Here is a 20,859-nt window from a genome sequence, read left to right as displayed (position 1 = left end):
GTTGCAAACATCGTCTTCAAACTACGAGAAGCGAGAAGTTTAGAAGCGTTTGGTTCGAAGCGGCGTCCTTGACCGCCAATAGGACCCTTATGAAGTCCATTTTGACCCGAACCGGGTGGTTTGGCATCTGGATATCCAAGGTCTCTACGGTCACTAGGGTTCCGCGCTGCATGGCGTTCCGGTAGTCTTGAATAACTCTGGCTTGCAGGTCCTTGTCGCCCATGTTTTTAAGAGCTTCTTGCAGCAAAGGTTGTGACGGGGTCCCCATGGTGATCGCAGAAAGGCTCTTGGTCCCAACGATTTTAACTCTAGAGTAGTGGTCTTCCATAGCTGGAGGAAGGTACTGGTCGCAACGATCGAAGTATTTTGAAAATGCTTCGATCCGACCGCCTGATTTTGCGTAAATCCTAAGTAGAAAATCAGCAGAAAGGTTGTCGGAACCATCATTCATTTGACTAGCGATGGTTTCTAAGGCGTGTTGGGAAAGGGCCGTCTGAAGGTTGTTATCTGGTGTTGAGATGGAGTGTTGAGACATGCCTGCAAGCCCATCTAGCGATACCCCTAACAGGTTTGCGACCCTTGAGATCCCAAAGAACCCCGGACCTGTTTTCGAGGTATCCAGCCTGTCATCATTCAGTATGTTGTAGACGGTTTTGGTTCCCAATCCCGCATCTTCGGACAGTTTCCAAACGTTGTTTTTATATTCGGAATTGCCTGAAATGGCGCGCTCTAAGCGCCCTCTAAAGCCAATCATTAAAACACCTGCGTTCCTAAATTCAGGAAACATATCTATGTCGCTTGACGTATCGATTCAAGCCTCAGATAACCATAGGTTGTGACGGCTGACACAAAAATAGGAATTGACTAATGCGAGTGAGCGTTTTTGTAGCTCTGTTGGAAGAGTTGAGCGAAGCCGAAAAACGCTCCTTACGCCTGACACTTTCTAGCGGTTCTGAGACGCCATCAATGCCAAAAGGCCGTCGCGCTTTTGAGGATCGCTTTCCATCATCTCAAGAATCTGCCGAGTTTCCGAAGACATTTCAAACCCAAAGAGAACGTAAGGAAGACTAATTCCATTCTTTGCGCACATTTGAGCTAGTTTGACGATAGAGGGTTCAGGTCCATCCTCTTGCAGAGTCGCTTGCACCCAGCCAGCGCCAAGACCTGCGTTGATGGATGCTGCACGCATAGAAAGGCCTGCTTCATCTAGCTTGGCCTTCAAACGGTTGCGCATGGCAGCAATATCGTAGCTTTCATCCATAGCGGCACTATCCGACATATCGGATAAAACCGCACGTCCTTTATTTCGGACGTTGACTGTCCGAAATATCGGATATACGTCTTGCGCATGGTTGATTTATCGGACACACCCTCATCAAGTTGGTTGGAAAGCCCTGAAACAGCAACACATGAGCATGTTGTAACGCTCCTGAGTAAGATCGACACATTTTGCAAAAATAGGCGTTGGTCGGATGGGTACTTCAGCAAAAAGGCAGCTGGAGATGTTTCGGTTGTTCATCGCCTTAGAACAAATGGGCGCGTCACTGCGACTTTGATGGCTCGGATAGAAGAGTTCATCGACGCTGAAAGCGGAGTTGTCTCATGACTCAAAACCGTTCCAGCGCCGTTATGCAACAGCGGGTTGAGGCGCATGACAGCCTTGATTATTTTCCGACGCCGCCCTGGGCGACCCGTGCACTTTGCGAGCGTTTAATGCGCCTCCAGCCTTTGACACAGTTGACGTGCTGGGAGCCTGCTTGCGGTGAAGGTCATATGGTACGCCCATTGGCGGAATACTTTCACCAGGTCTTTGCCAGCGATGTGCACGACTATTCTGCCACCTTTCCAGCGCAGGACTACGAAGGTGATTTCCTGACATGTTGGGATCACCCACCGCACTACATGGATCGGGAATGTGGGCCGGATTGGATCATCACCAACCCACCGTTCAACGCAGCTGAAGAGTTTGTTTGGACGGCTTTGCGTCGCGCCCGCGAAGGCTGCGCCATTCTGGTACGCACCTCTTTTCTCGAAGGGAAGGCGCGACACAAGTCTTTGTTTTCAAAACGACCACCGTCGTTGATTTTGCAATTCACGGAACGGGTACCGATGTTCAAAGGCCGGCTTGATCGAAAGGGATCGAGCGCCACCAGCTATTGCTGGTTGATCTGGGAACAGCGACCCGGTTTGACCGGCCAATTGGAATGGATCGCTCCCTGTCGTGACCGCTTGGAACAGCTGTCTGACTATCCCACCGACCAGTCCGAGCAAGCACCGGTCCCCTTGTTTGATGGAACTCCCCATGACTGACCGGCGAACACTGGCAGAGCGGGCTTTGGTATCGACCTGCGTGCATCTGGTGCTGACCGGCCTTGGCACCGAGAACGATGACATGTGGTTGGCCGTTTTGCAGGACCTGCTGCCCGATTGTCAGGAATGCCCGCTCGCCTTGGCCCAAATACGATCGGCAGCTCGTATTTTGACCGAAGCCGAACGACAGCATGACCGAGGTTTGGCCATGGCGCGGTTGCGGGTAGAGGTCTTTGCCTATTGCGCAGAAGCGGCCGGCGCGCGGGTTTCGGCTTGGCAGGAGGCCAGTGCGTCGAGCGTTTTGGAAGATTGCAACGTTGTTTCAATCCATCGGAAGGGAAGCCAATGAACGACCTGATCGAAGACATTCGCAAAAAGGCTAAAGGGCTTCCTGAAGTGCCGGCTCCGGAGGTGGCGCTCAAACTTCAGATGGTGTCGGTTGAGCTGCTTTCGGTTGATCCAGAGTATCAGCGCAAGGTGACCGATACCGGGCGCAAGAAAATTGCCAAGATGGTCAGCGGCTTTGATTGGTCGCGCTTTGGTGCTTTGAGTGTGTCACAGGATCCCGACAATTCTGATTTGAACGTGACGGATGGTCAGCATCGTTTGTTGGCGGCGCGCGTTTTGGGCGTGTCGCGCGTGCCTTGCGTCATCGGGCAGGGGGATCAGGTCAAACAGGCAGCGGACTTTGTGGCGATCAACACCGTGCGAAGCGGTGTGCCCTCGATCGACAAGTTTCGTGCCCGCGTGGTTGCCCAGGACGAAACCGCGATGAAGGTCGATGAGGTGCTGCGCGAGCTGGAGATCACGACCGATGTTGTTCCTGGCTATCCGCTCAAACCCAAACAGACTCGCGCGGTTTTGGCTTTGGAACGCCTGATCAAGCGCCTACCCGAGGGTGTTGTGTTTGTCACTTTGGAAACTTTGATCGAGCAACAGCCAGCCGCAGCGAACCTGTTGACCGCCTTTACCATCGAAGCGGTGGCGATGGTGGTTGCGCGGATGATCGATGCAGAGCGAGACCTGTCGCGCCTCGATGCCGTGATCACTGAATTGGATTTTGACACCCTCAAAGAAGAGGCTGCCCAAATCGTCAAAGTGCGCGGTGGCAAGCTGGCCAAACATGGTGCGGATCAGTTGCTCCAGCGGATCAACAAGGGCCTGAGAGACAAGGTGGCCTGATGTCCTTTCCTGATGATCCTCGCATTGATGAAGCCAAAGCCAAGGATGTGATCGGCTTGGTTGATCGCTTGGCAATCCAAGGTCTGGTGCGGGTGTCTCATGAACTGATCGGGCCGTGTCCGCTTTGCGGTGGCTCCGATCGGTTTGGCATCAACCTGACCACCAAGGCGTTTAACTGCCGACGCTGTGATCTCAAGGGCGGCGACACCATTGCCCTGGTCATGGGTGTGTTGAACAAGGCATTTCCGCAAGCGTTGGATTGGATTTGTGGGGAGTTGCCGCCTGACCTCGACCCCAAGGAAGCGGAGCGACGCCGGGCAAAGGCCAAGCGCGATCGTGAGCGTCAGGACAGTTTTGCCGAGAAACAACGCAAGCGTGCCGTCGATATGGCGCGCAGTATTTGGCAAGAAGGCGTTGCGCCTGAAGGGACCGCTGTTGAGACATATTTGAACCTGCGCGGGTTGACTGGTGTCTTGCCCCGTCTGAGCAAGTGCCTGCGCTACCATCCAAATCTGCCCTACATGGTAAAAGAGGGGCGACAGTGGGTTGAGCTGCATCGCGGTCCGGCGATGTTGGCAGCTGTGCAGAGCCAACAAGAGCGGGCCATGTGTGTGCATCGCACCTGGTTGGACCTGAATGAGCCAGGCGGCAAAATGGTGCTGCGCGGCAAGGATGGCAATCCGATTGTCGATGACAAAGGCAATCGACTGAAGGTCAAGAAAACCCTCGGGTCAAAGCAGGGCGGTGCCATCCGGCTGCGCACGCCCAACGGCACTGACACGTTGATCATGGGTGAGGGGATTGAAACCACACTGACCGCCTTGGTGGCGCAGCCGGTGGGCATGGAATCCGCGGCCTATTGGGCGGGTGTCGACCTCGGCAATATGGCCGGGCCAATGCAAAAGCTGCAGGGCGTCAAGCATTCCGGCCTTCCGATTGAGGATCCGGCCAAACCCTGTTTTGTGCCACCCCCTTGGGTCAAACGCCTGGTTTTTATCATGGATGGGGACAGTGAACCCAACATGACGCGGGCCAAGTTGGAATGCGGTATCCGCCGTGCCCAGCTGGTCAATCCGGAACTGGAGGGCCTGATTGTGCCGACCAAGCCCGGTGCCGATCTCAATGACATGCTGGTTGGCAAGCCTTCAAAGACCGAGGAAGGCGTTTAGGCCTTTCTCCAAAACAAGTGACGGGAAGAGAGCATGGGCCAAGATATTGGCGCGGTCCGCCGCGCGTTTGACCAGGCGGAACAGGTGGGGCCGATCAGGCAAAAGGATGCTTCTGAGGTCCACAATGAGCCGCCTAGTGACCGCTCATCTCGGGGGGGAAGTGCCTCCCCTGATATTGATGGCCCAGACCTGATCGATGACGGTGGCGGTGGCTCGGCCCGATTGCCACGATCGTTTCCGGTGCAGCCGCTTGGCATGGCGGCGGGCAAGTTCCACTTTCTGACAGCGCGAGGCGAAAAGATCGAGCTGACGGCCGGCGCGATGAACAACCGCGCCAATCTGGTCGCCTTGGTTGCCGGCGCAGCCGATGCTATCGATCATTTGGCGGGTATCGCCCCACCAGAAAACCGGCGTGACAATGGCTTCAACGTGGCCTCAGCTGCTGACAAACTGATGCAGGCCTGCAGTGATTTGCCGCTCTTTGATGACGCGATGCAAATCCGGCATTGCGGAACCTGGCGCGGGGCCAATGGCCACCCGATTGTGCATCTTGGCGAGCAGCTGATTACCGCCCCAAGTGAGCCGCGCATTGGCCGGATGATCAACAAAGCGCTCTACCCTGCGGTGCCGGCGCGGCCCGCGCCATCCAACGAGATTTGTTCCCAGGCTGATCTGGAATGGACCCGCGACCGCATCCGGCAATTCTGGAATTGGGGTTGCGAGAGTGATGCGGATGTTCTGATGGGCTTCATCGGGCAGGCGGTGCTTGGCCAATATCCAGATTGGCGGGCGCATTGTTGGATCAAGGGCAAACATGGCAGCGGCAAGTCGACCTTGCTCGATGTGGTGTCTTCGCTGATGGGCGGCATGTCGATCGGGGTGAAGAACTCGACCAGTGCCGCCGCGATGCGCCAGACCACCAACAGGATGGCCGTCGCGCGTATCTTCGACGAAGCGGAAAAGACGGCCGGCGGTGCGGTTGAAGAAGTGATCGCGCTGTTTCGCCTGATGTCGGGCGCGGATGGGGCCCAGGTGGAACGGGGCACCAGCGATCATTCCGGTGTGCGCTTTGAGCTATACGGGGCAGGGTTGTTGGCCTCGATCATACCTGGTGGCATGGCCCCGCAGGATCAATCGCGCTTTGTCATGTTGTCGATGGGCGAGCGCGAATCCGACCTCGATCCAGCTGACCAGGCCTTGCTTCTCGATGAGCTGCAATCAGACGCCAAGCGGCTCGGGGCAAGCATTTGGGCGCGGATGTTGTCTCTGGCTCCGGATCGATGGGATCGGACGTTTCGGATTTACAATGGGCTGGTGCAGGGCATCGGCGGCGTGGCGCGATCGGGCGATACCATTGGTGCAATCTTGGCGGGCTGGGATTTGATGCTGTTTGACGCGCCTTTGATTTGCCCCACTTCGGGGGAGCCGCTGCGCGATCGATTGGACCTGGCCAAGGCTATTGCACAGCCTTTGATTGCGATGACGCAAGAGGCCGAAGAGGAAAGCGAAGGGGAGCGGTTTCTGCGCACCTTGTTTGGCACCTATATCAGCAAGGATCACGGTGGCGCTGTCACGGTCGCAGAGCTGATCGAGGCGCTGCAAGACAGCCCGGACCTCGAGTATAACAACAAGCTGCTTGGCCGCGTGGGCGCGCGCGTTCTCGGCGGTGATCAAGGCCAGCGCGAGCTGTTTGTCATCAACGGACATAACCCACTCTTGGACCGCGCCATGGCAGGGACCAGGTGGCGTGGTGGTGGCCACACAGCGGCGCTCGACACCATGACGGCGGTGACCAAATCCCCAAAGCCAATCAGAGTGGCAGGCCGGGCTATGCGCGGGCGCATCATCCCCGCGCGGTTTCTACCGGGATTTAGAGTCAAGGCCCCTGAAGGGGGCGGATATGACCATGCGGTTTGAGCTTGGGTGTAACGGTTTTGGCATGAGTGTAACGCAAGCGTAACGGAGCGCGTAGCAGGTCTAAGGGTTTGAATGAATAGGATAAGGTCGCGAAAAATGGTTGGTTGTTACGGTGTTACGCTTGGAGCGGAACACATAAGGCGTGCGCACCTGCGATCTCATCATGGAATTGGGTGTAACTCTGTAACTCTATCTCATGAAAGATAGAAATATATAAAAGAAGCAGTGGGTTAGCTGCGCTACGCTCTCCGTTACGGTGGCGTTACGCGCACAAGGAAAGTGTAACGGGGGCAAAATGGGCAAACAGATGAGCTTCACAGGGACGGTGCCGCGCATCGGCAAGCGCGATGTTAGCATTCTGGAACTATTGGCTTGGGCTTTTCAGCGTGAAATGGTGTCACTCGACTTTGATGAAATCGCCTCGGAAACCGGGTCTGCGCCGGGCTTTGGGATGGAATGGATCATGATTGAGCGCGCCCGCCTTGGATGCCGCGTCGATGGCGGTGGCAAATCGGAACCCCATGATGATGCTCAGCTGGTGGCCGCAATGCTGATGGTCTTGCCAGAAAATGTGGGCGGTCGGCAAATGGCGCTGCAGATTGCTGAGCTGGCCCGGTTTGGTGCCTGCCCGAATTGGGGGCAGGGAGCCGTGCCAAAGTGCGAGCCGGTTGCTTGGCGCAATAGCAAACATGGGCGCTTCGGGGTGCGTGAATTTAACCGTGATCTCGGAACACGTTGGCCCGCGCATCAAACGGCAGGCAAAGATTGGGGATATGTCTGCCCGGTTGTGTTTTCTGATACGGCCTCACTCATTGCGAAAGCGCGCCGAAATTACCTGCTATGGTTTGGCGCATTGCTTGAACTGCGTAACATGCTGCAATCATGCGGAAACCTGTCGGCGTTCAATCTGATCGATGACATTCCATCATTGCAGCCATGGAAAAAATCCTTGACCTAAATGTCACTTCGTTGACACCTAACAGTCGACCGAGCTGCGCCCGAAGGAAACTTCTGGGCGCTTTTCTTTTGGCTCATCATCATTGGAGACTGCTTTGCCGAAGAAGCCTTGTGCGCATCCGGGATGTTCCCGGCTGCTTGATGTGACGCGCACCTATTGTGACCAGCATGCCAAGGCGGAAAAGCAGGAACGTGGTCGCTTTGCCGATGCGAAGCGATCGGATCGACCGTCGCGGCGCTGGTACAATCTGGCGGCGTGGAAGGGAAAGAATGGCCGGCGCGCGCGCCAGCTGAAGGCAGAGCCTTTGTGTAAGATGTGCCCTGATCATTCGAAACAAGTCGCGACGGTTGCGGATCATGTCGAGCCACACCGCGAAGACCACGGCAAGTTCTGGTTCGGAGCGCTGCAAAGCCTCTGCAAGAGCTGCCACGACAGCAAGAAACAGCGCGAAGAACGCCGCACCGCAATCAAGGGTGGGGGGCCTGAAAAAGTTCAGACCCTGCAGAAAGAAGACCGGCGTGGGTAATGAGATTTTTTCGCGCGCAATTTTATAGGGGGGGGTATGCCTGATCTGACTGCTGAGACTGAACTCAGCTTTGAACACCAAGTTGTTGCCCGTCTCGGCGGCTGGCCTGACTACTTTGGATTGGCCGAAGAACAGCATGCACTGGCGATGCTGGCGGCGGTGATCCGCGCCAAGGTCATTGATGAGCCAGTGTTTCGTGTGGTGTGCCTTTGGGCGGGTCACATGGCGGCGCATGATCGCGTTGCGGCCAAGATCGAAGACCAGGGCTTTAAGCCGACAGAAAACAAATACCTGTCGGGCTTGGAACAGCAGCAGGCGTTTCACGAAAACAAGGTCATGAAGCTACAGCGAGAGTTACTGGCGACGCCCTATGCGCGGGCCAAGGCTGGCGGATCGGCGCAGACAGATTTCCTCGATCTGTTTGATGCGCCGCCAGAATCCGCGCCACATGGGTCCAAAACCGTGACGCCATTCCGGTCGATGAAACGTCGAGGCCAAGGCTAACACATGCTTGATTGTCCTGACTTCGCCCCCATCACAGCGCGCGGGATTGAATGGGCCGAGGATGTTTTGTCTAGCAAAATCCCAGCCTGCAAACGCGTCAAACAGGCTTGCAAGCGGTTCAAAGATGATCTGAAACGCGCCGGCACCGATCAGTTTCCCTATGTCTTCGACTTTGAAGCCTCAGAACATATGTGCGCTTTTCTGGAAACCCTGCCTCATATCGAAGGGGCTTGGGCGGCGCGCGGCGAAACCTTTGAGCTGATCGGCTGGCAGGCGTTTCTGATTTGCCAGATCGGTGGCTGGCGTCACATGGTCACCGGGCTGCGCCGGTTCCGCACTGCTTACATTGAGGTGGCGCGCAAGAACGGCAAATCGACCTTGCTGGCTGGTGTTGGTCTGTATTTCCTATCGGTGGATGGTGAGCCGGGGGCCAAAGTCTATTCGGCGGCGGCGAGCTCTGACCAGGCGCGCGAGGTGTTTGATCGGGCCCGCGTGATTGCCCAGGCAGAAATGCCAAGTGGCTCAACGTTGGAAGATGAGGTCGAGCTGTCCGTTGAGCAGCACAAGATCAAGTCGGCCGACCCGGCGGCTGTGTTTCGCCCCGTCGCCAGCCAGACCAAATCGAAAGACGGCAAGAACCCACATTGCGCGATCATCGATGAGCTGCATGAACACGAAAAGCGTGACGTCTGGGATTCAATGGAATCCGCCTTGGGCGCGCGCGAACACCCGTTGTTAATTGCGATCACCACAGCGGGCTACAACACGGCGGGCGTTTGTTTTGAGCAGCGCCGGATGGTGGAACGCATCCTTGATGGGGTGCTGAGCAACGACATGTATTTTGGCCTGATCTTTGAGGCCGATGAAGGCGACGAACCCGGTGATCCGGAGACTTGGGCCAAGGCCAATCCGAGCCTCGGGAAAGCCAAACGCCTTGATTATATGGAAGGTGAATGGGCCAAAGCCCAAGCGACGCCAGCGCGGATGGGGGAGTTTCTGCGCAAGCATTTGGACATCTGGACCTCGGTGGGGGCGGCGGCGCTGGATATGGATATGTGGCGCGATGCTGAAGATGAGACGTTGCGGTTGCGCGATTTTACCGGGCGCAAAGCCTATATCGGTGTCGATCTGGCGACGCGCGAGGACTTCGCCAGCGTCATGGCCATCATTCCCGATGGTGATCGCTTCTTCAATTTCTCCTGGCACTTCTGGCCAGAAAACAAGGTGCAGGCACCGGGCAACGAGCATGTCTGGGCATGGGCGCAAGAGGGGCTGGTTTTTCACACGCCGGGGGCCGAGCTGAACCTGAACTATGTCGAGGCGCTGGTGTTTCAGCTGGCGGGCATGCCTGAGTTGGCGGGCGATTGGGTCTTCAAAGACCTCGCCAAACTGGATGTGCAAATGGTCACCTATGATCCGACTTACGCTGCGCAGATGGCTGCCAATTGGGAAGGTGCCGGCATCGATGTGGTTGAGCTGCGCCAGCGCGCCACCAACATGCATGTGCCATTTGAAAAGCTGATCTCGGCGGTTGAGGACAAACGCTGGATCACGGATGGCAATCCTGTGCTGCGCTGGATGGCGGCCAATACGCTGATGAAGAAAGTGCAGGGTGGCGACTTCATCTATCCGGCCAAGCTGGTGCCCGAAGACAAGATTGATGGCATCTCGGCGGCGATCACCGGGTTGTGGCCGTTAAGCCAAGTCGAAGAGGTCGATGAGAGCGCAGCAAACCGCGACAGTTATTTCAAGCGGTTGATGGAGCAGGCATGAGCATTTTGAACAAAGCCCTGGGGGCGGTTGGTCTGGTGCGCAAATCCGCATTGGTGCAGTTCACCGATGGCCGGGGGAACGCGCATGGTTCGGGCTATGCAGGCGAAACCGTGACCGCAAAATCAAGCCTCGGCCTGTCGGCGGTTTGGGCCTGTTCGAATTTGATCAGCGGCTCGCTGTCATCTTTGCCCTTTGAAGTGACCAAAAGTGATGCGGATGGGTTTGCCCAGGTCGATGCAAATCATCCGCTTCACAGCGTGATCTATGAAAGCCCGAACTTTGATCAGACGGCTTTGGATTTTTGGGATTTCATGAGCCTGTCGATCGAGCTTTGGGGCAACGCCTATGCTTCGATCGCGCGCAAGGACAATGGCGAGATCAAAGCTCTCTATCCGATCCATCCCGAGGTGATGCTTGTGCGCCGGCTGCAAAACGGCCGGATCGAATACCGCTGGGTGGATGAGGGCAAAAGCTACACCAAGCTCGATCGCGATGTGTTCCATATTCGCGGGCCCGGCGGCAGTGCATTGGGCGGCATGTCGGTATTGAGTTTTGGCATGAATGCCTTTTCTTCGGCGCTGGCGGCGGATCGATCGGCGGCAGAGATTTTCCGCAATGGGCTGCGCCCCTCTGGTGTGATCACCTTTGCGGATTGGTTGAGTGTGTCGCAGCGCGACGTGGTCGACAAGCTGGTCGAGAAATACGTTGGCGCGCAGAATGCTGGCAAACCCTTCGTGGCCGAAGGTGGCATGCAATACACGCCCATTAGCATCAATCCCGAGGATGCGCAGATGTTGGAAACTCGGCAATTCTCGGTCGAAGAAATCTGCCGGTTTTTCCAAGTACCGCCAGCACTGATTGGCCATGCCGGTAGCTCGACCGCCTGGCCCACAAGCGTCGATCAACAGGTGCTGATGTTTGTGAAGTTCTACCTGCGCCGCCGGGTGAAACGCATTGAACAGGCTGTAAAAAAGCAACTTTTGACGCCCGCCGATCGCGCTGGCGGATATGCGGCGCGGTTCAATATGGAAAGCATGCTGCGGGGCGACAGTGCCAGCCGGGCGAGCTTCTATCAAACCATGGTGCAAATCGGGACATTCACCATCAATGAAGTGCGCCAGCTCGAAGGCAAACCGCCAATCCCAGGCGGCGATGTACCGCGCATGCAATCGCAAAACATCCCGATTACTCAAACAGAAGGGGCGCAGGACCAAGATGGGGCTTGAGACAAAAGAAATGGCTGTCGATCTGAGCAAGGCCGCTGAGACAGGCGTTATTGAAGGCTATGCTAGCCTGTTTGATGAGGTTGACGGCGGCGGCGATGTGGTTGCACAGGGGGCCTATAAAACGAGCCTGAGCAAGCTTGAACGCGCTGGACGCAAGGTCAAAATGCTTTGGCAGCATGATCCTGAGCAACCCATCGGGGTTTGGGATGAGGTGGCTGAAGATGGCAAAGGACTGCGCGTCAAAGGCCGGATTTTGGACACGGTGGAAAAGGGGCGCGAGGCGCGAGCCTTGATCGAGGCGGGCGCGCTGGACGGCTTGTCGATCGGCTACCGGACGGTGAAAGCCAGCAAAAACACCAAGGGGCATCGAGTTTTGCAGGAGCTCGAGCTTTGGGAGGTCTCAATCGTAACCTTCCCAATGCTGCCAAGCGCAACGATCGCGCCAAAAATGGCAGTGCCAGATGAGATTTTGGAAAAGCTCAAAGCCGGGGATCGGCTGACTGAGCGGGAGTTCGAACGTATGACCAAGGGGCTTGGTTGTTCGAACTCACAGGCGGAGCGTGCCGCGCGCATTCACCTGAAGGGGCAGGGGGAACCTGCTGCAGCGGAAACCGAAGCGCGTGCATTCTTTGCGGCGTTGAACGGGGCCTGACCCCACTTTCTGACATTTAAAACGGAGGTTCGCCATGTCTGGTGAAACCAAATCCGCAGCCGAGCTGGCAGCGGAAACCAAAGCTGCGTTCGACAAAAGCCTCGACGCGGTGAAAGAGATTGCCGAGGCCGCTGCCGGCAAGGCTGAAGCCGGTGAGCAGCTGTCGCAAAAGGCCAAGGACAAGGCCGATGAAGCGCTGGTCACTATGAATGAGTTGAAGGCTGGGATGACCGAGCTGGAGCAAAAGCTCGATCGTGGCGGGAATAATGATGCTGATGAAGCCAAGTCGATTGGCCAGATGTTTGTTGAAAGCGATGAATTCAAAAGCTTTGAAGCTGATGGGTTTAGCCGCAACAACAAGGCGCGCATCGAAGCCAAGGCGACAATCACGCTGGCAACCACGGATACCGATGGTGCGGTTGGCGCTGGTGTTCGCGCTACACGTCTGCCTGGCATTCAGGAATTGCCGCAACGCCGGATGACCATTCGCGATTTGCTGATGCCGGGGCGCATGGACGGCAACACGCTGGAATACGTCCAAGAAACCGGGTTCAACAACAATGCTGCCATGGTGGCCGAAGGCGCGGTGAAGCCGCAGTCGGATATCAAACTGGCAGATATTTCGACCTCGGCCAAGGTCATTGCGCATCACTTCAAAGCCTCGCGTCAGTCGCTGAGTGATGTTGCGCAACTGCGGTCCTTGATCGATCAGCGCGGGCGCATGGGCCTGAAGCTGAAAGAAGAGGGGCAGCTTCTGAATGGCGATGGCACCGGGCAAAACCTGATGGGTCTGATCCCTAGCGCTACAGCCTATGCAGCGGCCTTCGCGGTTACGGCTGAAACCATCATCGACAAGCTGCGTCTGGCGATGTTGCAGGCCGCATTGGCGGAATATCCAGCAACGGGCCATGTGCTCAATCCGATCGATTGGGCGCGCATTGAGCTGACCAAAGATGGCGACAACAACTACATTGTTGGCGGTCCAACGGGGGATGCTTTGGCCCCAACCTTGTGGCGTTTGCCGGTGGTGGAAACCCAAGCGATGCAGGTCGACAAGTTCTTGACCGGGGCGTTCCAGATGGGCGCGCAAATCTTTGATCGCTGGCTGGCCTCGGTTGAGACCGGTTATGTCGATGATGACTTTGTGCGCAACTTGATCACCATCTTGTTCGAAGAACGCTTGGCGCTGGCGATCTACCGCCCCGAGGCCTTTATCTACGGCGATCTGGGCTTTGTCGCCTAATCCACGAACCAATCAAAGGGGCCGCTTGGCCCCTTTTTTCTTTTTGAGGAGAATGACATGGAATATTTGGTGAAACGCCCGCATGAGGGTGACAAGTGGTACAATCCCGGGGACATCCGTGAGGCCAATCCGCAGACCGTGAAACACTTGGTTGATCGCGGGGTTTTGGTTGTGAAGCCTGCAGATGAGGACCCTGTCGAAACGGTCAAACAGGCCGTGGTGAAAGCCGCTGACAAAAAGGCCAAAGCAAAGCCGGAAAACAAAGCAGCGCAGGTACCAGCCGACAAAGCTGAAGACGGTGTGGGTCAGGCAGCCAAAGAGGCGGATGATCAAAAAACCGACGCCTTGGACGCGAAAGACTAACTCGGCATGTGGCTTGAACGGGTATCACAACCATTTGCAGACCTAATCGAGATTGAGGATGCGCGGGATCATCTGCGCATCCTTGATCAAGACAATGACGCCGAGATCGAAGCGGCGATCGTCGCAGCAACGGCTTATCTCGATGTCGATGAAGACGGGTTTGGCGGGCTTGGGTTTCCGCTGGTATCTCAGCAATGGAAGTTGCGGGTGCCGGGTTTTGCCGAGGTGATGACACGTCTGCCCTTTGCCCGCGTGACGTCGGTGGATGCGATCGAGGTGATCGGTGCAGATGATGTGCCAGCAAGTGTTCCGCCCGCTGATTACATGCTGACTGGCTCCGGTCGTTTGAAACAAGTGGTTCTGACTTCCGGCGCGTCTTGGCCAAATGTGGCTGACCGACCTGATGCTGTCACCATCCGCTTCACCGCTGGTTGGCCCGATGTGGATGCGGTTCCTGGCGATATCAAAGCGGCGGCGCGGTTGTTGATCGGGCATTTCTTTGAAAACCGAACGGCGGTTGTTGATGGGCCATCGGCCGAAATCGCGCTTGGCGTCGAGCGACTAACGACGCGCTACAAGGCATTCGCAATCTGATGGCCAATCCTTCGAAATACGATCGCAAGCTTGGCTTTGAACGCTTGGGGGCAGGGGTCCCAAATGGGTTCAATGAGCTGAGTGAAGATTTTGCATTGGCGTTTCGTGCCTGGGGCGCGCGTCGCGATGTCTCGGATGCCGAACGTTGGGCCGGTGGTGATCAAACCGGCCTCAAACGTAGCCGGTTCGTCATCCGCTCAAATGCCAATGCGCGCACGCTGACCTCTGATGACCGGCTGGTTTTGAATGGGGTTTGGGATGAACAGGGCGCGCTGCAATCTGGTGAGATTTGGGAAATCACCGGAATCAAAGAAGTCGCTGCGCTGAATGCTCTGACCGAGATTGAAATATCAGCTCAGGTCCGGAGCGATCCAGCATGATCAAGTTTCGCATGGATGGGCTGCGCGAGCTGGAAGCGATGCTGATGGAATTGTCCAAACCTGCGGCCAAAGCGTCATCGCGTCGGATTTTGAAAAAGGCCGGCAAACCCATGGCCGAGGCTGGGGCGCGCAATGCACCTGAAGATCAGGGCCATCTGAAAGAAAGCTACGGTGTGGGCACCAAGCTGACCAAGCGCCAGCGCCGTCAGTATGTGAAGCAAAGCGAGGTTGAGGTCTTTGTTGGACCCAATGATCCATCTGCTGTGCAAACCGAGTTTGGCAATGAACACCAAGCCGCGCAGCCGCATTTGCGCCCGGCCTTTGAGGCGAAAAAGTATGAGGCGCTGCGCATCATTGGTGCTGAATTCATGGCTGACATTCAAAAAACCATCACGCGCCAAAAGCGCCGCCTAGCCAAGAAAAAGACCAAGTAATGCAGGAAGCATTGACGGCGCTGTTATTGGCGCAGGCTCCAATCACCAACCTGGTTGGAACGCGGGTGCATTGGATGCGTCTGCCCAAACAGGTCAAGGCTCGGCCTTATGTGAACCTGCAGGAGGTTTGGTCGTCTGAAGGATATCATTTCCGCGGTCGATCAGGCCTGACGCGCACGTCGGTCCAGGCGGATGTCTGGGCCAAAACTTACGCCGATGGCGTCGCGGTAACGCGTGCGCTTACTGACGTGCTCTCGGGATATCGGGGCACGGTGGCCGGGGTGGTGTTCCAAGGAATATTTGTCCGGCAGGCGCGTGATCTGTCGGGCGAGACCGCAGGGCGGGAGCACCAGCTCTTCCGTCGATCTGTGGATTTTGATGTCAGCTGGGCATTGGAGAGCTAATCATGAGTGACGCACAAATCGGGTTCGACACCAAGTTCGAGCGCGGCAACGGAGCAGACCCCGAAGTGTTTGCAGAGCTGGGCGAGGTGATCAATCTCAGCGCGCCGGGGATTTCGCGGGAAACCAAAGACGCGACGCATTTCCAGTCGCCAGAAAAGTGGCGCGAGTTCATCAAGGGGCTGCTCGATGCGGGTGAGTTCTCGGTCGAGATCCACTTTGATCCGGATGGACCGACTGCGGCTCAAATGATGGCCGACATCATTGAAGACGGGCCGATCACCTATCGCATCACCTTCCCCGACAACACCGAATGGGAGTTCTCGGCACTAGCCACCGGGTTTGAGCCGGGGGTGCCGATGGATGACAAAATGACCGCAACCTTCACAGGCAAGCTGACCGGCAAGCCTGCATTTGTTGATTAAAGCGAGGATCCTATGGGCAACAAAGTGATGGGGCAGTTTGATCTGCCAGCCGGTGCCACAACTTACAAAATCGAGTTCACACCCAATGGCTGGTGCGAGCTCGAAGATGTCGTTGGTTGTGGCACTATGGAGTTCCTCAAACGTCTCGAAGAAGCAGAGGAAAAGCTCAACTTCCGCGATGTACGCCTGCTGATGTGGGCCGGGCTGATCGAGCATCATGATGGCATCACCCTGAAAGAGGCGGGCAGGGTGATCAAAGACGCCGGTGGTCTTGAGGTGGTGTTTCAAAAGCTTGGCGAAGCAGTCAAAGCCAGCATGCCGCAGGGCAAAGATGGCGGCGGCGATGGTGGCTCGGGAAACGCCGAAGGGACGTCCTAGACTGGGCGTCCCTTTGGGAAAACTGGATCGAGGCCGGGCAGGATCCGGATCGCTTCTGGCATATGACACTGCGCTCGATCGAGCGCATCATGACCGGCGCTGCCAAGCGGATTGAGCGCGAACAGATGTTTCTGGATGTCGCCGCCTGGCAGATCGGTGCCCTTGTTCGGGTTGGGTTTCACAAGCCCAAAGACTTCCCGGATTTGAACAAGTTTCTGGGGCGGCGGCGCAAGCCACAACAGCAAAACTGGCAGGATATGAAAACCGTGGCGCGCATGATGAACACGGCCATGGGTGGAGAGGTGCGGAAAAAATGAACTCAGTCATTGGGGCGCTTCGGGCCGTGCTTGGCATGGATAGCGCCGCCTTCACCGATGGGATCGGCAAGGCGCAAAAACGCGTCACCTCGTTTCGCAAATCCATGGAAGCGACGGGCAACAAAATGCAAAGCATAGGTCGGCGCATGTCGCTTGGCATCACCGCGCCGCTGGTTGGTCTGGCGGGCCTGTCGGTTGCCTCAACCCGCTCGATGTCTGAGCTGCAAGACCTCGCCAATGTCGCTGGTATCAGCGCCAAACGGTTCAAGGTTCTGTCGATCGCCGCCAAGGATTTTGGCATTGGGCAAGACAAGCTGTCGGATATCCTCAAGGACGTGAATGACAAGTTTGGCGACTATTTCCAGACAGGTGCCGGGCCGCTCAAGGACTTCTTTGACAATGTCGCGCCCAAGGTTGGCTTGACGGCGGATGCGTTCAAAGGCTTGAGCTCCGAAGAGGCGATGGGCAAATATGTGCAAGCGCTGCAGGATGCCAATCTGTCGCAAGCCGAGATGACCTTTTACATGGAGGCCTTGGCTTCGGATTCCACGATGTTGCTGTCGCTGTTCAAAGACAACGCGGCCGCGATCAAAGAGGTCTCCAAACGCGCCGAAGAACTAGGGCTGACCCTGAACGACAAAACGATTGAGGCGGCGCGCGCGGCGGGCCGTGATTTTAGCATTGTCTCCGAGGTGCTGAAAACCCAACTGCAAAGCGCGCTGGTGGAACTGGTGCCGGTCTTTGCTGATCTGGCCCGCGTAGCGGTGCCGCTGTTGAAAAAGCTGGTCGGGTTTATCTCGAGGCTGGCGTCGGGCTTTGCTAATCTGTCGCCTGAAACCCAAGGCTTCATCGCGGCGGGTGTTGGTCTGGCGGCGGTGTTGGGGCCGCTGATTGCCGGTGCTGGTCTCTTGGTGACGGCGATAGCTCCGCTAGCCGGGGTTATTCTGGCGGTTGTCTCACCACTTGGGTTGCTTGCGGCCGGGGCCGCAGCGGCGGCGGTTGCGATCTATACCCATTGGGATGAGCTCAAGCAGAAGTTCCCGACGATCACCGGCGGGATCGAGGCGGCGATCGGCGTCTTGCAGGCGACGTTTACGCGTGGGTTTGAGGCTGTGAAGGTGTTTGCCGATGGGGTGATGACACAGGTCACGCTGTTGTTTGGTGCGATTGAAGCTTTGATCAATGGAGATTTCAGCGGTTTTGCCACCAAGATCGCAGCGATGTTGCAAAACGCGATCAAGACCGTGGTGGCGGTGCTGGATGTGTTGTTTGGCGATGCGGTCCGGGCAACCCTGGAATTTGGCAAAAAGCTCCTGACCTCGATCACCACCAGTGTCAGCGGGGCAGCCACGCAAGCTGTTGCGGCCATCAAGCAAATGGCGCTGGATATCGCGGCGGCGATTGAAGCGGAAATCCAGAATGTTGTCGCGGCAGCGCTCAAAATCGGCGCGGCGATCATCGAAGGGATCAAACAGGGCATCAAAGACGGCTGGGCAGGTATCAAAGACTACATCCATAGCCTTGCCATGGAACTGCCCGAATGGATCCGCAAACCGCTGGGCATTCATTCTCCAAGTCGGGTCTTTGCCGAAATCGGTGGGTTTATTGTCGACGGCCTGGTCCAAGGCCTGCAGGGCGGTCAGGCATCGATCCAATCTTCGGCGGATGGATTGGCGGGCATTTTGCGCGAGACCGATATGGCCGGGGCCTTTGGCGAGGTCGATCAGGCCATCGAGGGGATTGGCGATACGGCGGGTGATGTGTTCTCGGCCTTGGGCGATGCGATCAAGGGGCTGATCTTTGAGGGCAAGTCGCTGGGTGAAGTGCTCTCAAATGTGTTTTCTTCAATCGCCAGCAGCGGCATGTCGCAGGCTGGGTCGGTCTTTTCCGGAATGGCACAAAACTTGGTTGGCTCACTCTTTGGAGGTCTACCCGGCTTCAAAACCGGCGGCGCGTTTGATGTTGGCGGTGTTGGTGGCATGGACAGCCAGTTGGTGGCGTTTCGCGCATCGCCCAATGAGCGGGTGCGCATCACCACGCCTGCGCAGGAAAAGGCATTTGCCAACATGGGCAGTGGCGGCGGTATGAATGTGGTGATGAACATCCAGACGCCGGATGTGCAGGGCTTCCAGCGTAGTCAGCCACAAATCGCCAGTGACATGTCGCGGATGTTGAACCGGGCAGGTCGCACGCGATGAGCGACTTTCATGAGGTGAGCTTTCCGGTGGCCATTGGCCTTGAGGCTGAAGGTGGGCCGGAGCGCCATGTCAATATTGTCGAGACCAGCAATGGGTTTGAGCATCGCAATTCCGCGCGCCGCAACAGCCGATGCCGTTATTCGGTGCCGCTGATCAATCGTGATGCTGATGAGCTGCATGAGCTCAAAACCTTCTTTGAGGCGCGTGGCGGCAAGCTCTTTGGCTTCCGGTTCAAAGATTACAGCGACTTTCAAAGCTGCCCGCCAATGCAGGCAATCTCACCGAACGATCAGGTGATCGGAACGGGGGGCGGTTCGGTCACCAGCTTTCAGATGGTCAAACTCTATGCGGATGCCTTGGGATCATGGGTGCGGGCGATCAACAAGCCGATCGCGGGTACGGTGCAAATCGCCATCGACGGGGCCCCAGCGTCCGGATGGTCGGTGGATACGACGTCCGGAGTGGTGAGTTTTGACACGGCACCAGAGGCCGGCGCGCAGATCACGGCCGGTTTTGCGTTCGAGGTACCGGTGCGTTTCGATGTCGACCGTTTGCCGGTGCAATTGTCGACCACATGGATTGGCTCGGCTGGTGAAATTCAACTGATCGAGGTGCGTGTTTGATGTCTTTGCCCAATGATTTGCAGGTGCATCTTGATGGTCGCGCCACGACCATGTGCGTGTGCTGGCGGGTGGCGTTGAAAAATGGAACCACCTTTGGCTTCACCAATTTCGATGAAGAGATCGCTTTCGATGGCGTTGCATTTGAGCCGCAATCGGGGTTTGCGCCAACCGAGTTGCGCGAGGGCACCGGGCTTGAGGTGGATAGCCATGCGGCCGAAGGGGCGATCAGCTCGGATCGGATCCGCGAAGAGGATATTCGCGCCGGTCTTTGGGATGGGGCTGAGGTTGAGATTTGGCGGGTCAATTGGGCCGATCCGGATCAGCGCTATTTGGCGCGACTTGGGGCGATTGGCGAGCTGCGACGCGGTTCGCAAAGCTTTGAAGCAGAAATGCGATCTCTGGCGCATGAGCTGCAACAACCGGTTGGCCGGATATTCCAACCCAAATGTGATGCGGTGCTGGGCGATGTGCGATGCGGCGTGACGCTTGGGCCGCCAGCGGTGGGGCAGGTTGTGGCGCGCAATGGGGCGCGGCGCTTGTCGGTCTCTGGGCTGGGAGGATTTGCTGACGGGGTGTTCTCGCGCGGGCAATTGACCTGGACCAGCGGGGCCAATGTTGGCCTGACCCGTGATGTGCTGGATCATCGCGCTGGTGAGTTGGTCATGGTCGAAGCGCCGGCCGCCATGATTGAGCCGGGCGATACATTCGAGCTGCAACGCGGCTGTGATGGCGCGATCGATACCTGTCACGCGGTGTTTAACAACGCCGCGAACTTCCGAGGCTGCCCACATATTCCGCCCCCAGAAACCCCGTTCATTCGTCCAAGTGAGGGCGGCGCAAATACGGGGAAAGTGCTGTGAGACAGGAAGAAATTGTGCAGGCCGCGCGGGCTTGGATTGGCACGCCCTATCACGACCAGGCTTCGCTCAAAAGTGTGGGCTGTGATTGCCTTGGGCTGTTGCGCGGCGTGTGGCGCGAATTGATTGGACCGGAGCCTGTGGATATGCGCCCCTATGCCCGCGATGCAGGCGAGGCGGGGTCTGTTGAGCTGATCGCCGATCCGGTGCGGGGCTTCATGAATGAAGTGGTGCTGCAAGATCGACAGCCCGGTGATGTGCTCTTGTTCCGCATGCCGCATATGAGGGTCGCCAAACATTGCGCGTTCCAAGCCGGGCCGGGGATGATCATTCATGCCTATGAGCGGCGCGGCGTGGTCGAGATGCGTATGCCGGTTGAATGGCGCGGGCGCATCGCCTTTGTGTTCCGCTTTCCGGAGGTGTCTTGAG

At 57.0% G+C, this 20,859-nt stretch carries 26 protein-coding genes; 24 read left to right on the top strand and 2 right to left on the bottom strand.

Annotated elements, in window-relative coordinates; genetic code table 11:
- Positions 1-16 precede the first annotated feature (16 nt).
- Positions 17-787, bottom strand: coding sequence for a hypothetical protein (locus Q1A43_RS21080; protein WP_299938619.1), 771 nt, complete (start codon positions 785-787; stop codon positions 17-19).
- 156 nt (positions 788-943) lie between these two features.
- Positions 944-1,279, bottom strand: a complete 336-nt coding sequence (locus Q1A43_RS21075; RefSeq protein ID WP_299938616.1) for a hypothetical protein — start codon at positions 1,277-1,279, stop codon at positions 944-946.
- Positions 1,280-1,773: 494 nt separating this feature from the next.
- Here Q1A43_RS21075 and Q1A43_RS21070 point away from each other — a divergent pair, with 494 nt between their 5' ends.
- The 24 genes from Q1A43_RS21070 to Q1A43_RS20955 all read left to right on the top strand — a co-directional run bounded on the left by Q1A43_RS21070 (position 1,774) and on the right by Q1A43_RS20955 (position 20,858).
- Positions 1,774-2,310: a hypothetical protein gene (locus Q1A43_RS21070; RefSeq protein WP_299938615.1), complete on the top strand. Its 537-nt coding sequence runs from the start codon at positions 1,774-1,776 to the stop codon at positions 2,308-2,310.
- A complete protein-coding gene (locus tag Q1A43_RS21065; RefSeq protein WP_299938612.1) occupies positions 2,303-2,659 on the top strand; it encodes a hypothetical protein in 357 nt (118 codons plus the stop codon). Before Q1A43_RS21070 ends, Q1A43_RS21065 begins: the two co-directional genes overlap by 8 nt.
- Positions 2,656-3,492, top strand: a complete 837-nt coding sequence (locus Q1A43_RS21060; protein WP_299938610.1) for a DUF6551 family protein — start codon at positions 2,656-2,658, stop codon at positions 3,490-3,492. Before Q1A43_RS21065 ends, Q1A43_RS21060 begins: the two co-directional genes overlap by 4 nt.
- Positions 3,492-4,661 carry a hypothetical protein gene (locus tag Q1A43_RS21055; protein ID WP_299938608.1) on the top strand — a complete coding sequence of 390 codons (1,170 nt, stop codon included), beginning with the start codon at positions 3,492-3,494 and terminating at the stop codon, positions 4,659-4,661. The genes Q1A43_RS21060 and Q1A43_RS21055 overlap by 1 nt, the downstream gene beginning before the upstream one ends.
- A 33-nt stretch (positions 4,662-4,694) precedes the next feature.
- Positions 4,695-6,578 carry a hypothetical protein gene (locus Q1A43_RS21050; RefSeq protein WP_299938604.1) on the top strand — a complete coding sequence of 628 codons (1,884 nt, stop codon included), beginning with the start codon at positions 4,695-4,697 and terminating at the stop codon, positions 6,576-6,578.
- A 307-nt stretch (positions 6,579-6,885) separates the two neighbouring features.
- Positions 6,886-7,536 carry a hypothetical protein gene (locus tag Q1A43_RS21045; RefSeq protein ID WP_299938601.1) on the top strand — a complete coding sequence of 217 codons (651 nt, stop codon included), beginning with the start codon at positions 6,886-6,888 and terminating at the stop codon, positions 7,534-7,536.
- A gap of 94 nt (positions 7,537-7,630) precedes the next feature.
- The gene (locus Q1A43_RS21040; RefSeq protein WP_299938599.1) at positions 7,631-8,062 is read left to right on the top strand and encodes an HNH endonuclease; all 432 of its coding nucleotides are present in this window, start codon (positions 7,631-7,633) and stop codon (positions 8,060-8,062) included.
- A gap of 36 nt (positions 8,063-8,098) precedes the next feature.
- Positions 8,099-8,566: a hypothetical protein gene (locus Q1A43_RS21035; RefSeq protein ID WP_299938597.1), complete on the top strand. Its 468-nt coding sequence runs from the start codon at positions 8,099-8,101 to the stop codon at positions 8,564-8,566.
- A 3-nt stretch (positions 8,567-8,569) separates the two neighbouring features.
- Entirely contained in the window at positions 8,570-10,339 is a 1,770-nt protein-coding gene (locus Q1A43_RS21030) for a terminase TerL endonuclease subunit (protein ID WP_299938595.1), read from the top strand.
- Positions 10,336-11,565, top strand: a complete 1,230-nt coding sequence (locus Q1A43_RS21025; RefSeq protein ID WP_299938593.1) for a phage portal protein — start codon at positions 10,336-10,338, stop codon at positions 11,563-11,565. The genes Q1A43_RS21030 and Q1A43_RS21025 overlap by 4 nt, the downstream gene beginning before the upstream one ends.
- The gene (locus Q1A43_RS21020; protein WP_299938591.1) at positions 11,555-12,217 is read left to right on the top strand and encodes an HK97 family phage prohead protease; all 663 of its coding nucleotides are present in this window, start codon (positions 11,555-11,557) and stop codon (positions 12,215-12,217) included. The genes Q1A43_RS21025 and Q1A43_RS21020 overlap by 11 nt, the downstream gene beginning before the upstream one ends.
- A 34-nt stretch (positions 12,218-12,251) precedes the next feature.
- Positions 12,252-13,460, top strand: a complete 1,209-nt coding sequence (locus Q1A43_RS21015) for a phage major capsid protein (protein ID WP_299938589.1) — start codon at positions 12,252-12,254, stop codon at positions 13,458-13,460.
- A gap of 57 nt (positions 13,461-13,517) precedes the next feature.
- Positions 13,518-13,823, top strand: coding sequence for a hypothetical protein (locus tag Q1A43_RS21010; RefSeq protein ID WP_299938587.1), 306 nt, complete (start codon positions 13,518-13,520; stop codon positions 13,821-13,823).
- Positions 13,824-13,829: 6 nt separating this feature from the next.
- Positions 13,830-14,417: a head-tail connector protein gene (locus Q1A43_RS21005; RefSeq protein ID WP_299938585.1), complete on the top strand. Its 588-nt coding sequence runs from the start codon at positions 13,830-13,832 to the stop codon at positions 14,415-14,417.
- Positions 14,417-14,797, top strand: a complete 381-nt coding sequence (locus Q1A43_RS21000) for a head-tail adaptor protein (RefSeq protein ID WP_299938583.1) — start codon at positions 14,417-14,419, stop codon at positions 14,795-14,797. Before Q1A43_RS21005 ends, Q1A43_RS21000 begins: the two co-directional genes overlap by 1 nt.
- Positions 14,794-15,231, top strand: coding sequence for an HK97-gp10 family putative phage morphogenesis protein (locus Q1A43_RS20995; protein WP_299938581.1), 438 nt, complete (start codon positions 14,794-14,796; stop codon positions 15,229-15,231). The genes Q1A43_RS21000 and Q1A43_RS20995 overlap by 4 nt, the downstream gene beginning before the upstream one ends.
- Positions 15,231-15,635 carry a DUF3168 domain-containing protein gene (locus Q1A43_RS20990; RefSeq protein ID WP_299938580.1) on the top strand — a complete coding sequence of 135 codons (405 nt, stop codon included), beginning with the start codon at positions 15,231-15,233 and terminating at the stop codon, positions 15,633-15,635. The genes Q1A43_RS20995 and Q1A43_RS20990 overlap by 1 nt, the downstream gene beginning before the upstream one ends.
- Positions 15,636-15,637: 2 nt before the next feature.
- Positions 15,638-16,057, top strand: coding sequence for a phage tail tube protein (locus tag Q1A43_RS20985; RefSeq protein WP_299938578.1), 420 nt, complete (start codon positions 15,638-15,640; stop codon positions 16,055-16,057).
- A gap of 12 nt (positions 16,058-16,069) precedes the next feature.
- Positions 16,070-16,435 (top strand): hypothetical protein, encoded by a 366-nt coding sequence (locus Q1A43_RS20980; protein ID WP_299938576.1) that lies wholly within the window; start codon positions 16,070-16,072, stop codon positions 16,433-16,435.
- A 62-nt stretch (positions 16,436-16,497) separates the two neighbouring features.
- Positions 16,498-16,752, top strand: a complete 255-nt coding sequence (locus Q1A43_RS20975) for a hypothetical protein (RefSeq protein WP_299938574.1) — start codon at positions 16,498-16,500, stop codon at positions 16,750-16,752.
- Entirely contained in the window at positions 16,749-18,950 is a 2,202-nt protein-coding gene (locus Q1A43_RS20970; RefSeq protein WP_299938572.1) for a hypothetical protein, read from the top strand. The genes Q1A43_RS20975 and Q1A43_RS20970 overlap by 4 nt, the downstream gene beginning before the upstream one ends.
- Positions 18,947-19,573, top strand: coding sequence for a DUF2460 domain-containing protein (locus Q1A43_RS20965; protein WP_299938570.1), 627 nt, complete (start codon positions 18,947-18,949; stop codon positions 19,571-19,573). The genes Q1A43_RS20970 and Q1A43_RS20965 overlap by 4 nt, the downstream gene beginning before the upstream one ends.
- The gene (locus tag Q1A43_RS20960; RefSeq protein ID WP_299938568.1) at positions 19,573-20,433 is read left to right on the top strand and encodes a DUF2163 domain-containing protein; all 861 of its coding nucleotides are present in this window, start codon (positions 19,573-19,575) and stop codon (positions 20,431-20,433) included. The genes Q1A43_RS20965 and Q1A43_RS20960 overlap by 1 nt, the downstream gene beginning before the upstream one ends.
- On the top strand, positions 20,430-20,858 hold the full coding sequence (locus Q1A43_RS20955) for a peptidase (protein WP_299938566.1): 429 nt from the start codon (positions 20,430-20,432) through the stop codon (positions 20,856-20,858). Before Q1A43_RS20960 ends, Q1A43_RS20955 begins: the two co-directional genes overlap by 4 nt.
- Position 20,859 lies beyond the last annotated feature (1 nt).

The sequence above is a fragment of the uncultured Pelagimonas sp. genome (assembly GCF_947498515.1).
Classification (GTDB): domain Bacteria; phylum Pseudomonadota; class Alphaproteobacteria; order Rhodobacterales; family Rhodobacteraceae; genus Pelagimonas.
The sequence above is the reverse complement of the archived record's forward strand: the minus strand, read 5'-3'. Positions and strand labels throughout refer to the sequence as shown.